At 46.9% G+C, this 15,282-nt stretch carries 13 protein-coding genes; 7 read left to right on the forward strand and 6 right to left on the reverse strand.

The window, feature by feature from the left end:
- Positions 1-390 precede the first annotated feature (390 nt).
- Positions 391-1,020, reverse strand: coding sequence for a transcriptional regulator RcsA (gene rcsA / locus DRI82_RS19805; RefSeq protein WP_114195633.1), 630 nt, complete (start codon positions 1,018-1,020; stop codon positions 391-393).
- Between the two features lie 783 nt (positions 1,021-1,803).
- Here rcsA and DRI82_RS19810 point away from each other — a divergent pair.
- From DRI82_RS19810 to DRI82_RS19825, 4 genes are all read left to right on the forward strand, one after another.
- The gene (locus DRI82_RS19810) at positions 1,804-2,511 is read left to right on the forward strand and encodes a GNAT family N-acetyltransferase (RefSeq protein ID WP_114195634.1); all 708 of its coding nucleotides are present in this window, start codon (positions 1,804-1,806) and stop codon (positions 2,509-2,511) included.
- Positions 2,512-2,666: 155 nt separating this feature from the next.
- Positions 2,667-3,383, forward strand: a complete 717-nt coding sequence (locus DRI82_RS19815) for a transporter substrate-binding domain-containing protein (protein ID WP_114195665.1) — start codon at positions 2,667-2,669, stop codon at positions 3,381-3,383.
- A 109-nt stretch (positions 3,384-3,492) separates the two neighbouring features.
- On the forward strand, positions 3,493-4,467 hold the full coding sequence (gene hemB / locus DRI82_RS19820; RefSeq protein ID WP_114195635.1) for a porphobilinogen synthase: 975 nt from the start codon (positions 3,493-3,495) through the stop codon (positions 4,465-4,467).
- A 372-nt stretch (positions 4,468-4,839) separates the two neighbouring features.
- Positions 4,840-5,739: a diguanylate cyclase family protein gene (locus tag DRI82_RS19825; protein ID WP_157968107.1), complete on the forward strand. Its 900-nt coding sequence runs from the start codon at positions 4,840-4,842 to the stop codon at positions 5,737-5,739.
- 214 nt (positions 5,740-5,953) lie between these two features.
- Here DRI82_RS19825 and DRI82_RS19830 read toward each other — a convergent pair whose 3' ends face one another.
- Together DRI82_RS19830 and DRI82_RS19835 are read right to left on the reverse strand one after the other, a co-directional pair.
- Positions 5,954-7,141 (reverse strand): MFS transporter, encoded by a 1,188-nt coding sequence (locus tag DRI82_RS19830; RefSeq protein ID WP_114195637.1) that lies wholly within the window; start codon positions 7,139-7,141, stop codon positions 5,954-5,956.
- Between the two features lie 237 nt (positions 7,142-7,378).
- Positions 7,379-8,413, reverse strand: coding sequence for an ROK family protein (locus DRI82_RS19835; RefSeq protein WP_114195638.1), 1,035 nt, complete (start codon positions 8,411-8,413; stop codon positions 7,379-7,381).
- A gap of 400 nt (positions 8,414-8,813) precedes the next feature.
- Between DRI82_RS19835 and DRI82_RS19840 the strand changes: the two genes are divergently transcribed.
- On the forward strand, positions 8,814-9,596 hold the full coding sequence (locus DRI82_RS19840) for an alpha-L-fucosidase (protein ID WP_114195639.1): 783 nt from the start codon (positions 8,814-8,816) through the stop codon (positions 9,594-9,596).
- 297 nt (positions 9,597-9,893) lie between these two features.
- Positions 9,894-10,658: an alpha-L-fucosidase gene (locus tag DRI82_RS19845; RefSeq protein ID WP_245956886.1), complete on the forward strand. Its 765-nt coding sequence runs from the start codon at positions 9,894-9,896 to the stop codon at positions 10,656-10,658.
- 150 nt (positions 10,659-10,808) lie between these two features.
- Here the strand turns inward: DRI82_RS19845 and umuC are convergent, their stop codons facing one another.
- Together umuC and umuD are read right to left on the reverse strand one after the other, a co-directional pair.
- Positions 10,809-12,077, reverse strand: coding sequence for a translesion error-prone DNA polymerase V subunit UmuC (gene umuC / locus DRI82_RS19850; RefSeq protein WP_114195666.1), 1,269 nt, complete (start codon positions 12,075-12,077; stop codon positions 10,809-10,811).
- 1 nt (position 12,078) lies between these two features.
- Positions 12,079-12,498, reverse strand: coding sequence for a translesion error-prone DNA polymerase V autoproteolytic subunit (gene umuD / locus DRI82_RS19855; protein WP_114195640.1), 420 nt, complete (start codon positions 12,496-12,498; stop codon positions 12,079-12,081).
- 594 nt (positions 12,499-13,092) lie between these two features.
- Between umuD and DRI82_RS19860 the strand changes: the two genes are divergently transcribed.
- The gene (locus tag DRI82_RS19860; RefSeq protein ID WP_114195641.1) at positions 13,093-14,526 is read left to right on the forward strand and encodes a DUF1996 domain-containing protein; all 1,434 of its coding nucleotides are present in this window, start codon (positions 13,093-13,095) and stop codon (positions 14,524-14,526) included.
- 81 nt (positions 14,527-14,607) lie between these two features.
- Here DRI82_RS19860 and DRI82_RS19865 read toward each other — a convergent pair whose 3' ends face one another.
- The gene (locus DRI82_RS19865) at positions 14,608-15,084 is read right to left on the reverse strand and encodes a VOC family protein (RefSeq protein WP_114195642.1); all 477 of its coding nucleotides are present in this window, start codon (positions 15,082-15,084) and stop codon (positions 14,608-14,610) included.
- Positions 15,085-15,282 lie beyond the last annotated feature (198 nt).

Consider the following 15,282-nt stretch of genomic DNA (forward strand, 5'->3'; position numbering starts at 1 on the left):
GGAGGGTAAAGTTACCGTTATGCTGGCACAGCAGCGGAATTTTCCGCGGGTACTGCGACAGCCATGCAGAAAGCATCGGCATCTGGCGAAGAATGTTTAGTCGACGAATGAGATCCTGATCCCAATTCAATCATTACGTGCAGTACTCTTCTGCTTACTTGGCGTCAGAAGCCGATTTATTGGAAAGAGTAATTCTGTTGATGGGTTTTGCCATCGCTATGCGCTTAAAAAATAGGCTGAAAAAGAGGTCGGGGGACTGTGTAGATAAAAAACAAAGACTCTTGTCGATATATTATCGGCAAGAGTCTTTAAAAATTAGCGGAGGGTAAACCATTTTAATTATCAAGATAATTAAAATTCAAATAGAGAGGCTGAGAAATTTTAAAATATTTAACGGGTATTAACGTAAATTCCAGTGGTCAATGTATCGGTCAGGCGTACGACATGATAAATAACCTGTTTATTGTGTGTTTTTATCTTTCTTTTAATATTTCCTTTATGAGAGGAAACTGTTTTTGCTTTAATTTGCATTTTGTCAGATATCTGAATAGTACCTTCACCGGACATCCACATACGTAACATGTTCGATTCTGTCTGGCTCAACGTAACTGGTGTCAGATCAAGAGAAGATTTCTCTGATGTGTGCAGAGCCTTCTCCAGATAGCCTTTGAGCAGTTCATTCAGCGTAGAGGGTTTGATTGCTTTCGACGAAATAATCACATTCTTACGCACAAAAAGAAACTCTTCAAAATGGATATTGGTAATGGCCATAAAAATAAAGAAAAGCGTGTCCGGGTTCTGAGTAATTACGTTCTTAATGCGATCCGTTGCGTTTACTTCATGGATGAAACAGTCTTCATTAATAAAAACAACATTAGGACTCAGTTTACTGCATTTTTCCTGCAAACTATCAATGTCGCCAATTGCGGTAATGTGCTTCTTTTTTACCCCATTGCATGTCAAGTAATCAGTAAGACCCAATCTGGTATAGCTACATGAATCCATAATGATCGTCGGCATAAAGAACCTCTCAATTATTTAAATCTGTTTTAGCTGCGAAAAAACACGCTCGGAATAATCCCAAGGACGAAAATAGAGCAAAACATCATGTTTGGTTATGTTCTACCAACAAACATAACCCAAATTCAAAGGGATTTTCTTTATATCTTTACCCATAAGGGAGAATTATAAATTTGTTTTAAGTCAATATTCAGTGAGCCTTTAGGGTAAATCCATGGAGAGGGCGACAGGTAACTCGTTAAGGGTAGGGCAAAGGCAGGCAGTGAGCGGCACTCAGGGGATTACACGCATTTGTGTCTATCTCTCATAGTGATCTTAACCCTGCTAATTGGTAAAAATTATTCATCATTTATCGTAAAGTTGTCTTTAGATGTGTCATTTCCGACTATTTTTTGATCGTCACAACGGCAACTCATAGGATTTTTCTTAACAAACAGTCTGTTATGTTAAAAATGTCACTAATGTTGTGTCACATTTCTTCGCAAAAAGATAAAAAACAACAATAAAAGAACATAAATGAAACATCATTAACCTTATATTTGTTATTTTGTGACGTATTTAACGTTAAATGCGTTGTTTTTTTGTGCGTTTATGCGAGGTGTATGGGTTTTTAATCGGCAATTTATTTGTTTTTCTGAACTATTCAACTGTCTATCTATACAGAAGGCAGCATTTACAATTTCAAGCAGAGAGTGTGTAACGTGGGTAGAGTGTGCGAAAGGGGAGACAAGATTTCGGGCAACCGTTACAGTGAATAATTAGTGATAATTGAAAGGAAGAATCATGCCAGCAATCAATCATTTTGGTCAGCCGATTGGCGAATCACTCACAGAATGGACGCCGCGCGCCAAGCCTGCCCGCCAAGCGATTAATGGGCAATACTGCCGTCTGGAACCGGTGGATCCACTCAAACATCTGGATGCACTGTATTCTGCGTATCACCGTGTAGATAATGACGAGGACTGGACTTACCTCTTCGCAGAGCGTCCTGCCGATCTGCACAGTTTCCGTCTTTATCTGCAACAGCTTTCAGCGAGTGAAGATCCGTTGCAGTTTGCCGTTATCGATCTGGCTACGGAACAGGCAGTGGGTACCTGTGCCTTTATGCGTATCGATGGATATAACGGTGTGCTTGAACTTGGTGCTATTAACTGGTCGCCGCTGATGAAGCAGCAGCGCAGTGGAACTGAAGCCATCTTCCTGATGTTGCAACATACCTTTGATGTCCTGGGTTATCGTCGTTGCGAGTGGAAATGCGACAGTTGCAACGCACCTTCCAAATCGGCAGCCGCGCGTTATGGTTTTAGCTATGAAGGCAGATTCCGCCAGGCTATCGTGACTAAAGGGCGTAATCGGGATACAGACTGGTTTTCAATCATTGATAAAGAGTGGCCGACGCTCAAGCAGGCATTCAACGGTTGGTTGAGCGCCGATAATTTCGATCCGCGAGGTATTCAACGCCAGCGTTTGCAGGCTTTTTTACCGGACTGATGAGCGGCCTGCCTGCGGGCAGCGCCTCGCGCTTCTCATTCATAAAAATTCTGCGCCGCACTTGCCTAAGCATGTGCCATGCTGATAATCAATGTCCGTGTCGCGCGTGGCCTATCGTTGTCAGGGGCGGCCAAATGCCACAGCAGGAGAAGATTATGCCAGCGATAAAGGCGGAAGAAATACGTCATGAATGCATCAAGCCCGGGGTGTTATCTGTGGCGATCAATCTGGGAAATCCGGTATTGGCGCGTCAGGACGCTCATGGGGAATTGCAGGGGCTGAGCGTGGTTTTGGCGAAAAAGCTGACCAGCGCTTTGGGTTGTTCCTTGGAGATGCATACCTACTCCACCGCCGGTAAAGTGGTGGAAGACAGTACTCGACGCTGCTGGGATATCGCTTTTTTGGCGATCGATCCCAAGCGGGCGCAACAACTGAGTTTCACCCGGCCATATATTACGATCGAAGGCACCTATCTGGTGGCCGAATCATCCCCGTGGCAAAACGTTGATCAGTTGGATCAGGCGGCTATTACCATTAATGTCGGAAAAGGTGCGGCATACGATCTCTTTTTGACCCGTCATCTGAATCATGCTTCCTTGAACCGGTTGGAGACGTCACACTCTGCCATTGAACGTTTTCTGGCAGGGGAAGGGGATGTCGTGGCCGGTGTCCGTCAACCGTTGCAACAGGCGGCGTCGGTGCATGCGGGTTATCGCGTGCTGGCAGACAGTTTCACCGAAATCCAGCAGGCTATTTGCACCCCGCGTGGCAACGAACGGCTGTTTGCCTTTATCAGCGGGCAGATTACCGAGTGGCTTGATTCCGGCGAAGTGGCGCGAATGAAAGCCGCAGAAGAGAACCCGGCGTTTTGACCAGGCGGTACTCGATGAAATATCTGTTTATGGTCAAATAAGAACTCAAGGTTGACCCCTGGGGGGATAGGCTTCAAAATTGGCGCGACGGTATTTTTCAGGAGTTCCCATGTCTAATCAGTTTCCAGTTTCACGCCCGCGCCGCCTGCGGAGTTCTGACGCGATCCGTTCACTTTTCCAGGAGGTTGAGTTTAATCTCGGCGACCTGGTTCTGCCGATTTTTGTTGAGGAAGAGGTCAGTGAATATACCGCGATCGCGGCAATGCCGGGTGTGCGCCGAATTCCTGAGTCCAAATTGGCTTACGAAATTGAGCGTTATGCTCGTGCTGGTATTAAATCGGTGATGACGTTTGGTGTCTCGCACCATTTGGATCACGTTGGCAGTGATACCTGGAATGAAAACGGTTTGGTGGCCCGCATGACCCGCATCTGCAAAGACACGGTGCCGGAAATGGTGGTGATGTCCGATACCTGTTTCTGCGAATACACCTCGCATGGTCACTGCGGTGTGCTGCACGATCACGGTGTGGATAACGATGCAACCTTGCGCAATCTCGGTAAGCAGGCGGTCATTGCCGCGCAGGCCGGTGCCGATTTCATTGCACCTTCAGCCGCGATGGATGGGCAAGTACAGGCCATTCGCCGCGCTCTGGATGAAGCGGGTTTCATTGATACCTCAATCATGGCGTATTCCACCAAATTTGCCTCTTCATTGTATGGTCCGTTCCGCGAAGCCGGTGGCAGCGTGCTGAAAGGCAATCGTCGCAGCTATCAGATGAACCCGATGAATCGCCGTGAAGCGATCCGTGAGTCGCTGCTGGATGAGCAGGAGGGGGCGGATGCGTTGATGGTGAAGCCTGCGGGCGCGTACCTTGATATTATCCGTGATATCCGTGAGGCGTCGCGTCTGCCGTTGGCGGCATATCAGGTCAGCGGTGAATATGCGATGATCAAATTTGCGGCGGCGGCGGGTGCCATCGATGAACGTCAGGTGGTGCGCGAAAGCCTGGGGGCGATCAAGCGCGCAGGTGCAGATATTATTCTCAGCTATTTTGCGATGGATATTGCCGAACAGGGTTTGTAAATCACCATTGTTTTCCTGGCATCGCTCCTCTGCGAACAAAGCCACCCGTCTCCCTCGCGTGACGGGTGGCTTTGTCTTTTATTGCCATCCAGAATAACCGCCGCGTTAACACAGTCTCATTTCACTATTAAAGACGGGAACCAAGCCCGGTCAGATGTTACTATTTGATAATTATACGCTTATTTTGAAAATCGGCCAATTCTGGGTCTTGATGCGGTATCTGTTTTTGTGATGTATTTGTGATAATTTTAGTGTTATTATGTTAACAATTATTTTGGCAGAATGATGTAATCTTCATCGCTAAAGCTATCTTCCTTGCGGAAACAACCTGAGTAATTGCAGTATTTTGATATGAAAATAAAAGAAATCACGATGAGGGTTATCAACTCAGACGTTCTGCTGGAGGGAATCATTCTATTTGTTGTTACTTTTTATCTGTCACATGTAGGGGCTCTATCGCGTTCCTACGAAAGCCTTTCCCTGTTCTGGCCAGTAAACGCCGTTCTTGCGGGTCTCATGGTGAGATACACCATTCTGGATAGAAAGACTCACCTCATTTTCATATTCCTGGCAATGGTGTGCATGGATACACTCAGCGGTAACGGGCTGTGGGATGCAATGAATATAAATTTGGCTAATATTATTTTCATTTCATTGGCGTGTTACCTGATTAAAAGTGACGTATTGTTTTCGTGGTATAAAAATTACATGCGCCATAGCATCCTGTCGCGAAGGCTGATAAATACGCTTCCTGCCTGTTTTATTGCCTGCGCATTGTCTGCATTATGGGGTGCCATCGCCAGTGATGGCATGGTCAATAAGACTTTCGCTGTAGGCTGGTGTGACTGGTTTACTGAGCAATTTGCGACGGGTATGCTTTTTTTACCGTTGATGGTCACTCTGCCGCATATCAATAAAATCCGTCTACCGCGTTTTTCAATTATTCGGATATTTTCCCTGCTGGCGCTGATGTTATCGCTGGTGGTTTCATCTAAAATCGATGGGATAATCGGCCTTATTCTTCCGTTACCCGCATTACTGGTTTGTGCCTGGCAATATTCTTTTTTTCCTACCGCACTATTAACGCTGCTGACGGGTATTACCCAAATTGTGATGGTTGCCAATCACAAACTGGCTATTCCAGGTCTCAATACCTTGGTATCCATCGATCCCTTGACGTTGGGGCGACTGATCATTGCAGTGATGGCGATTTGTCCGTTGCTGGTCGCCATCAACCTGTCATCGCCTAGAAATATACCTTGCGTTCAATAACCTATGAGAAAGAGTATGCGTCATTTGCGCTTTATCGCGCTCCATATGCTGCACCGGATCCTTCTGCGTTACGCGGGTTGACGTTTCAGCAGACCCAGCACTCAGTAGCCATTTTATCTTGTGCATAAAAAAACTAGCGCCGAAGCGCTAGCTGGTAAAATTACCATACTCAGTTACACACAAATTAATGTTATTGCCCGATGCAGAGTTCAGATTATTCTTTACTGTATTTCAATTTGAATGAACCCAGCGTAATAACCAAAAAGAGGGACGACACCAGCGCAAATGCAATATATAGGTTTGTTAAGTGGGCAACCAATCCGATTAACGCCGGCCCCCCTAACACGCCGAAATAGCCCAGCGTTGCGACCAACGCGATGGACATATTGACAGGCATAACTTTTTCCTGGCCCGCGAGGGTAATGAGTACCGGCACAATATTTGCCGCGCCGACCCCGACCAGCACAAAGCCCAGCAGTGTGAACGCCCAACCAGCACACAGAATCGCCATGGCGTAACCGGCCATGGCGCACAGGCTGCCATAAATGAGCACCTGCTTGCGTCCCAGTAAACTGACGACTTTATCTCCGGTCAGGCGCATTACGGACATCGCTCCGCCAAAGAGGGCAAATCCCCAACCGGCATGGGCCAAATCCATATTGCGTTCATTGGTCAGGAATACCCCACCCCAATCAAGAACTGCGCCCTCGGCCATAAAACAGATCATGCACATCACCGCCATCAACATGAGTCTGAAGTTGGGACGCGGTTTAGTGGCTACATTCTCTTTCGCCTCCTGATGGTCGCCAAAAGGCAGCAATTGATTGAACGCCGCGAAAGACATCACCACGATGCTGGCGACAGCAAGAAATGCCACAGTCAACGGTGCTAACCCTACACTGAATAACACCGCACCGCCGCCTGCACCAACGATGCATCCGACGCTATAAAGGCAGTGAAAGCCGGACATCAGCGGTTTTTCCGAGGACTGCTCTACCAGGGAACCCTGGACATTTATCGCCACGTCCGCCAGACCGATACCCGCACCAAAGAAAAACAGGCACATCGCCATAACGGACGTTTGGCTGACGAAAGCCAATGTGGGCAGAAACAGGCACGCCAGCGTGACACCCAGAACAATGATCTTTCTGCAACCGAAGTGGCCAATCAATTTTCCGGAAAAAAGCATTGCAAGGATCGATCCGCTGCCCAGACACAGCAGCAGCATACCCAACGCACCCGCTGCAAACCCCATTCGGTCTTGCGCATAGGGTACCAGTGCGGCCCACAATCCCATGGCAAAACCTGCAATGAAAAACACGGTTCGGGTGGCGGCACGTTTACCCCGTGTATTGATGGGAAGAGCGGTATTGATTGGTAGAGCAATGGCTTGTGTAGACATCTGACGATTACCTTGTCCAAATTGAGATGCTGAGCTTATTTTGTAAAATCACTTAATAAAAGACTTTTAGTAAATGATGAAAGTATAGAGCTATTGCCTCGATCAAGTCAATCTGTTGTTTCCAATTTCTTGTTTCCTAAAACGCAGGATTTACCCAAAAGTGATGTGATGAGGTATCACTTTTGAGTCTAAGAGCCTATCCCAATAGGACTCTTGGGAAGGCTCTTAGACAGGGGGTTACTGGACTACGTGACCAAAAATTCGATATTTATTGAACGCATCCAGGGTGTATTCAGTGATGCCGTAATGGTAATCGGCGTTGATATTATCCCGTAACACAAATGTTGGCAGATGATCTTGATGAAAATTTTGCTGGAGATAACTTTTCACTGCGGCAAACGTTTCCTTTTTAATCGCATCCCCGGAGAGGGCAATGGTAACCGGATTAATAACGGCAATCAGCGATGCAATCACATTGTTCAGTTTATTGATGACATCTGTTTCAGGATCGATCTCGCGGGTACTTTCATCAATGCCTTTATAAAAAGGCAGCTTGGACACTTCACCCGCAAATTGCGTGGCTCCACGTAACATTTTCCCTGCAATAACAAGACCGCACCCCGCACAATGTCCTTCCGGCATATAAATATAGGCGACGGGAGCTTGCTCATTACGACAGTTATTACGATAAAAACCAAAAGCGGTATAGTTCATGTCGTTCCCGGCCTGCACGAAAACGCCAAATTTTTCCCGGAGTTGCTCCGTAATGGATACGCCCTCAAAAACGCTAAGGTCACATGAAAAAACATGCCCATTAACGACCACGCCGGGTAAACCAACACCAATGACCTGAATATTAGGATAGGTGTTAATACGTTGTTGAATATAATCAACGAAATTTTCGACGGTTATCGCTTGAAAAGAATCGCTACCTTCTTCAATCATTTTGCCCGTAGCCGATCTCACTGAATAGGCGATCACTGCACATTCTTTGCTTCCCTCGGCATAAATACTCAGGACGTTAAAATAATCCTGATTATACGTGTAACGCTGCGCCGGACGGCCACCACGCGACTCCTCCAGTGACTCTTCAAGCACTTCTTCTTGTGCGCAAAGGTCATTGAGGATGGTTCCGCACGTCGGCAGGCTTAATCCAGTATGGGCGGCAATCTCTGCTTTCGTCGCTGAAACCAGTGACTTGAGCGTTTCAGTAACCAATACGATATTTTTCTGTTTCATTTGCTTCGTCGTATTAGTCAGGGGAGTGTTCATATTGCCTCAGGGAATTTTTCATTATAGAGGATAAAGATACCATAGCTTCCAACGGGATAAAATCAGAATTGTTTGAGGCCGTGATGATTAAATTAAAATGATGAATTTTATATTTTCGATTTATTATATTTTATTTTATGTTTTTCTTTGTTGTTATTCGGGGTCTGGGGTTTATTAATTGAGAAATATCTATATGTCTACTTAATGCGCGTTTGGTGTGTTTTTTTTCGCCCGCCTTAAATTTATTCGTCTGTTAGTCTCTATCACATATGAATGGGATTTTTATTATTTTAAACGCTAGAGGGTTTTCTGATCTCTTTTGTCCTCATGATCTCAATATGAAATAGCGACACTGCGTAGTACCAACAGGGTTCTCTGTGCAATCCGAATAGGAGCCAAAATGGCTAACTCAATTATTTACTTTCAAGACTACACCGAAGCATCTGACGCGATAACCCTGACATCCACCGATAATTACAGCCTCACCAATTATGACTGTACGCCGCGAACACACCCTGGTCAGTCCGTCTCTCAGTTGCCCTCGGGTTCATGGTTACGTTTTAAAAGTACTATTCCTCAAGGCCAGTTTGCGGAGTGTATGATCTACGCCTCCACATTGAATTCTGCCCAGGCAATTCAGGTATGGATCGGTGAGCCCGTTGATGGTGGATCACCTTTATGGACAATCTACGTGACACCGGTATCAGTAGAGAACTATTTTACCGATTCTGTCAGCAGCTATGTCAGTTTTACTGATCAGGAAGAACAAGACATCTATTTCTATTTTCCTGATGGTTTTGACGGTTATCTTAATTGGTTCGTTTTTAGCCAATACTCAGGACATGAAACACCGGAAGATAAACTGCACCGCATGCAGTGGTTTACCGACAGCCGTTTTGGTCACATGATGCAGTGGGGCGCGTACTCAGTATTAGGTCATGATGCGTGGTATATGAATACTGCCAATATTCCTAAAGACACTTATATTACGGACGGCTGCATTCCGTTTGATCCACAAAATTACGATCCGGAATACTGGAGTGAGGTGATAGTCAATACCGGGCAAAAATACCTGACCATTACCACTAAACATCATGACGGTTTTGCGATGTTTGAAACGAATATCGATGAATTTGCGCCCTATGATATACACTGGAGATCAGCAATGGTCAGGCGATCGTGACCTTTGCCAATACGTTAGCGTCAGCACCGACGCAGGATAATTTCCGATCATGGATAAAAATAAATGACGAAATCCGGGTTGGGTTGCCTATTACTTCGTACAGTTATGATCAGCAAACCCAAAAGGTAACACTTGGTTTCACGGCCATTCCCGCGACTGCCGTAGCGCAGGATATCACTATCACCATTCAGTGATCCCGCGTCATTTGCTGAGAGTGGCAGTCAGTATGAGTGGTGGGTTGGAGACACATCTGACGGTACTTTTACCCAGATTGAAGGCGTTAATACGCAAAGTCTGATGCTATTGCCTGAACATCTTGGGAAATACATTAAAGTGGTTGTCACACCACGCAATGAACGCTTTGCTTACGGTACCCCCGTTTCTTTCGTTACCCCGCAAATCATCGGTCAGCAAGTGGGCAATCCGCGTACTGATTGGTTTATGAATGCGAAATACGGCATATCGTGTCATTTCTTACCGAACTATCAGAATTTGTCCCCAGTAATTCCTGATGATGAAAAATGGCAACCCGGTGAAACATGGGACGACTTCCTGAGTACTTTTGATGTTGATGCCTATGCTCAGGCCGTGGCTGATTTAGGGGCTGGATTTGTTCTGCTTACTATCGATCAACATTCGGGCTATAACCTGGCGCCGTCTGCTATTTATGACAGTATTCTGGATATTGCGCCGGGCGTTCGCTCGCCGTCCCAACGGGATCTCCCTATGGAGATCGCGCAGGCATTGGCAAAATATGACATTAAATTGATGTTTTACTTCATGGGTTTTCTACCGGCGAAAGCCAGCCTGACCTACTATGACGACGATGCAAATCCGCATTCGCCTGACCGCTGGGGTGTTCCAGGTAACAGTAAGGATGGGCACCACTATGATGTGGATGGCCTGACCGCATGGGTCAAGAACGCCACTGATTTACAAGGGGTCATCTCTATGGATATCAGGGTGAATAGATTTGGCGAACTTGACAGCTTTGTCTCTGGACAAATCAAGGCTGTAAAATCTGTGGTTTACCCCGATGGAGTGGTAAAAAAACGCGGCTGACTCAATAAGACACATATCTAATCTTTTGGGGCAAAGCCTCCTCTGTGATGCAGAGGAGGCTTTATTACATAGAGGCTTGATTAACTGCCGGGCTCGCGTTTGCGGTTCATTTTGTGACGGTTTTCAGCAGGAATGGGCCGCAAGAGAGTGTTATTTGATGTAAGCAACAACGACGTCACTCAGCCTGGTGGTATACGCCGGGGACAGCATCTCCCTTTTCATGGCCCAGCCGCGTTGAATCCCCTGGCCGGCAAACCAGATCTTTCCTTTGCCCGACTTATTGATGACATCCAGCGTTTGCATCAGTTGTTCACTGTTACGCTTTGGCTGATAGTCATCGAACAAATTCAGTTGTGCGACGCCCTGACTGAAGAAATCCCCCAGCATGACGCCGCCTTTCTGATAGTGATAACCGGGTTTCCAGATTTGCGCAAGGCAACGCACGGCAGCATTGAGGATGTCACGGCTGTCCTGAGTGGGGGTAAGCAGTGTGATACCGGCAGAATTACCGTAATAGGGGACGTTGGCATCGTGCGGGCTGGTTTTGATAAAGGCTGAAATATAGCGGCAGTACTGGTGTTCACCCCGCAGTTTCTCTGCCGCCCGCACGGCATAGGTACAGATCGCTTCACGCATATCCTGATAGTCGGTGATGCGCTCGCCAAATGAGCGAGAGCAGAGGATCTGCTGTTTGGTGGGGACGAACTCTTCGGCCTGTAGACAAGACTCACCGCGCAACTCGCGTACTGTGCGCTCAACCACCACGCTGAAATGTTTGCGGATCAGCGCTGTCGGGCAATCGGCGAGTTGCAACGCCATCTTGATTCCCATCTGATTCAGCGTTTTGCTCAGGCGGTGGCCAATTCCCCAGACCTCCTCGACCGGGATCAGGTTCATCAGTTTTCGTTGCCGTTCTGCCGAGGAGAGGTCCACCACACCCCCCGTCCCCGGCCATTTTTTTGCTGCATGATTGGCGAGTTTGGCCAGAGTTTTGGTCGGGGCAATGCCAACAGCCACGGTTAGGTGCGTATCCTGATGGACTTTTTTTCGGATATCGCGGCCAAATTGCGCCAATAAAGGCGAATCACTGAAATCAGAGAGATCCAGGAAAGCCTCATCGATCGAATAGACCTCAACGGAGGTGACGAGCGATTCGAGCGTAGTCATCACTCTTAACGACATATCGGCGTAGAGCGCGTAATTGGATGAAAAAACCACCACGTTATGTCTGCGCAGTTCATCGCGCAGTTTAAAATAGGGCGCACCCATTTTCAGCCCGAGCTTCTTTGCTTCCGCGTTTACCGAGATCACACAGCCATCGTTATTGGACAACACAATGATGGGCCTCCCTCGCAAATCAGGCCGAAAGATACGCTCGCAGGAGGCGTAAAACGTGTTCACGTCCGCAAGGGCAAACATTTTAGCGCGCGGCATGGAGAATCCATGTCACGACGCCGAAGATCTCCAGATCCTCTTCATGGTGCAGCAGAATCGGCGCAAAAGCCGGGTTCATCGGGAGGAGTTGCAGGGTGGGGTGCAATTGCAATTTTTTCACCGTAAATTCTCCCTCAACGGAGGCCACAACAATACTCCCCTGTTTTGCCGTGAGTGAACTGTCGACCACGAGCATGTCGCCGTCGTTAATATTGGCGTCAATCATGGAGTCACCTGACACCCGTACAAAGTAGGTCGCGCTGGGGTGCGAGATCAGGAGCTCATTCATGTCGAGACGCCGTTCAACATAATCCTGGGCAGGGGAGGGGAAACCGGCGGAAACGCTATCTTGAAAAAGGGGGATTTTGACAATTTCCGCAAGCGTTGTGGCACGTTGAATAAGCATAATGGAAATCCTAAATATACTGTGTTTATGTACAGTATACACAGAGGATTCCTATCTTGAAAAGGTACTGTTTCGGGTTTCTTTCTATCAGGACAACGGCGGGAGGAACTTTACTAACTTTTTGAGGGCCAAGCCCAGTAGGCGTTATTGTTGCAGACAGTCTGAGCACTGCGCAGGTTCAAAATGGCCAATAAAATAGCCCTAATGGGATAGGCTCTAAATAATTACAATGAGACGCTCGAGAACGTCATGGTTATTTACCGTGCAGAATATTCAGTGTTCGCAAATAAAAATACAAATGATATTTTTCTTAAAAATAATGATTTCATGCTCATACTCATGTTTATAAATTAAATAATAAAAATATCACACAGGAAAGTGTTTATTTTCCACTCACCAAGAGTGCGTTTTTTGCCCATCTTAACCGGATGAAGTCTATTACTCTGAATGAATAAGGAATGGAGATTTTATTTAGATAATTAGTTGGTAAGTATTATCTTTAGAAAATATCTGTAAGAAAAACCTGTTTAAAAATCTTATGGATTCCAATCACTAAGATTTTTATTGCTGACTTTCATCATACTAGGACATTCTATGAACAGAAAAATAGCTTTGGGTTATCTTGGAGGGGTGCTTTTTATCCTCACGACTTCATGCTGGGCGGCACCTCAGGCGCAGGTTCAATGCGATTATGACCATACATTGGCTGATGATCCTATCTTAATGCCAGGCGAACCGGGTATGGCCATGCTGCATGATTTTTTTGGTAATAAACATACCAACGCCAATTCGACCAATGCGAGCCTTAAAGCGCACCAAAACGCAAGCTGCAATAACGCGGCCGATGCCAGTGCTTATTGGGCACCCGCGTTGAAATTACCCGACGGAAGAATAATCAAACCCGCATATCAGAAGACTTATTACCAGGCCAACGGTAGTTCACTTCCCAATTTGCAACCATTCCCAGAGGGAATTCAGATCCTTGCAGGGAATCATGAAGGGACTTCGAGCAATGATGGTGTTATTTCATTTCTTTGCAGTAATAGCAGTTATTCTTCTGTAGCAACCACTAATTGTGGCCCGGCGGCAGGGGCAGATCATGTTCAGTTGGACATCGGAATCATGTTCCCTAATTGTTGGGATGGTAAGACGTTGATTCCTAAAACCTACGATGACCCTACGCTGGTCTATACGACGGGTCCTAATACCTGCCCGGCAGATCATCCGGTTCAACTGCCCCAAGTCAATATGAATGTGGCATACATTATTCCAGGTACAACGCCGTTTGATTTGAGTAAAACGTTGTTGTCGCTGGATCCTGTAATGGTTGATGGAAAAATGCAAGCACAATGGGGTTCCATCTATACCGCGCATGGCGATTTCATGCATGCCTGGACCACCCAGGGAGCGGAATTCATGGCGGTTCTCTGTATGAATGTGGGTATGGACTGTGGCACAAATATTCCCTACGCCTATTCAGTAGCGCAGGATACTTATGTCTCAAATCTCGCAGATAGTGATAAAAACTTCAGTACCGAAACCATCGTCAAGGCTCAGGATACCTGGAATGATTCTGGGCCAGATAATACGCAGCCACAGTCTATTGGTTTGATCAAGGTTGATATCCCCCCTCTGCCAGATGCGTCCACAGGGTATCCATCCGATCCAAACGTTATGCTAAATTATGCGCTGCGTATCTACGGTGCCAATGTCAGTACATCAGACTCCGAGGCAGTTTTCTTTCATGTCGTTGATAACAATTGGAACGCCAGTACGGTGACCTGGAATACACAACCGACGTGCGACCAATACAGCGCCTCCGTTAATCCGGTGCTGTCATCTACGATGGGCTGGCTCTATGTTGATGTGACGGACATGGTCAAGACGGCTATGGATGCTGGAAAAACACAGATATCCTTCTGTTTAACCGGAGCGCGGGAAGGTCAGGTATTTAATATCACCTCAAGTGAAGACCTTCATTCACTGGTATTGATGCAAAGGCTCACCCGCAAAATTACCAGCGAATAGTTTTTAGCAAATGTCTTTATCTGGTGTGCCGTAAAACCTCGGCCTTCATTCAGGCCGGGGATATAAGGCACGTTTTTCCACCTAACCACCGCGCGCTGCTGCTTCAAGCCCGGCGATATCCAGCTTGATCATCTGGAGCATAGCCTGCGTGACACGTTTGGTTTTCTCCGTATCGGGACCGCTAATCAACTCGTCCAGACATTTTGGTACGATCTGCCAACACAAACCCCAACGATCGCGCAACCAGCCGCACTGCTCGATAGATCCCCCTTCACCCAGTGCGTCCCACAACCGGTCGATTTCAGCCTGATCATCACACTCAAGGATAATAGAGAAACTGTGGTTAAAGGGGTCAAGCGGTCCAGCTTCAATGGCCCTGTAACGTTGACCACCCAGTGTGAATGCGGCCAACTTGACACTGCCTTCTGGCCCGGATGGCGTATCCGCGGCCAGCACCGATTGCCATTCCAGTTCCGAGCCTGGGATCAGTGAGGTATAGCAGCGCAGTGCATCCTCCATGTCTCTTTCAAACCAAAGATGTTGTATAACCTGAGTCATTTCGGTGTCCTCATCAATGTCTACCCTGATCTAGTGTAGACCTCATAACGTCAGGATGTAGACAACGTGGCCGCTATTTCAAGATTGGGGCGCAACTACAAGCTCGGGGGGCAACTACAAGCTCGGGGCGCAACTACAGGCTCGACTTTTGATACTGCTTAACGAAAATTTTCCTGCCCGTGGCCCTCCTATCCCACT

Origin of the sequence: Edaphovirga cremea (assembly GCF_003332275.1) — a bacterium.
Lineage (GTDB): Bacteria > Pseudomonadota > Gammaproteobacteria > Enterobacterales > Enterobacteriaceae > Edaphovirga > Edaphovirga cremea.

What these genes read in the sequence shown, in the direction of transcription:
- rcsA (WP_114195633.1), bottom strand. Translation starts at nt 1,020, where the DNA reads ATGCCGACGATCATTATGGATTCATGTAGCTATACCAGATTGGGTCTT.
- DRI82_RS19810 (WP_114195634.1), top strand. Translation starts at nt 1,804, where the DNA reads ATGCCAGCAATCAATCATTTTGGTCAGCCGATTGGCGAATCACTCACA.
- DRI82_RS19815 (WP_114195665.1), top strand. Translation starts at nt 2,667, where the DNA reads ATGCCAGCGATAAAGGCGGAAGAAATACGTCATGAATGCATCAAGCCC.
- hemB (WP_114195635.1), top strand. Translation starts at nt 3,493, where the DNA reads ATGTCTAATCAGTTTCCAGTTTCACGCCCGCGCCGCCTGCGGAGTTCT.
- DRI82_RS19825 (WP_157968107.1), top strand. Translation starts at nt 4,840, where the DNA reads ATGAGGGTTATCAACTCAGACGTTCTGCTGGAGGGAATCATTCTATTT.
- DRI82_RS19830 (WP_114195637.1), bottom strand. Translation starts at nt 7,141, where the DNA reads ATGTCTACACAAGCCATTGCTCTACCAATCAATACCGCTCTTCCCATC.
- DRI82_RS19835 (WP_114195638.1), bottom strand. Translation starts at nt 8,413, where the DNA reads ATGAACACTCCCCTGACTAATACGACGAAGCAAATGAAACAGAAAAAT.
- DRI82_RS19840 (WP_114195639.1), top strand. Translation starts at nt 8,814, where the DNA reads ATGGCTAACTCAATTATTTACTTTCAAGACTACACCGAAGCATCTGAC.
- DRI82_RS19845 (WP_245956886.1), top strand. Translation starts at nt 9,894, where the DNA reads ATGCTATTGCCTGAACATCTTGGGAAATACATTAAAGTGGTTGTCACA.
- umuC (WP_114195666.1), bottom strand. Translation starts at nt 12,077, where the DNA reads ATGTTTGCCCTTGCGGACGTGAACACGTTTTACGCCTCCTGCGAGCGT.
- umuD (WP_114195640.1), bottom strand. Translation starts at nt 12,498, where the DNA reads ATGCTTATTCAACGTGCCACAACGCTTGCGGAAATTGTCAAAATCCCC.
- DRI82_RS19860 (WP_114195641.1), top strand. Translation starts at nt 13,093, where the DNA reads ATGAACAGAAAAATAGCTTTGGGTTATCTTGGAGGGGTGCTTTTTATC.
- DRI82_RS19865 (WP_114195642.1), bottom strand. Translation starts at nt 15,084, where the DNA reads ATGACTCAGGTTATACAACATCTTTGGTTTGAAAGAGACATGGAGGAT.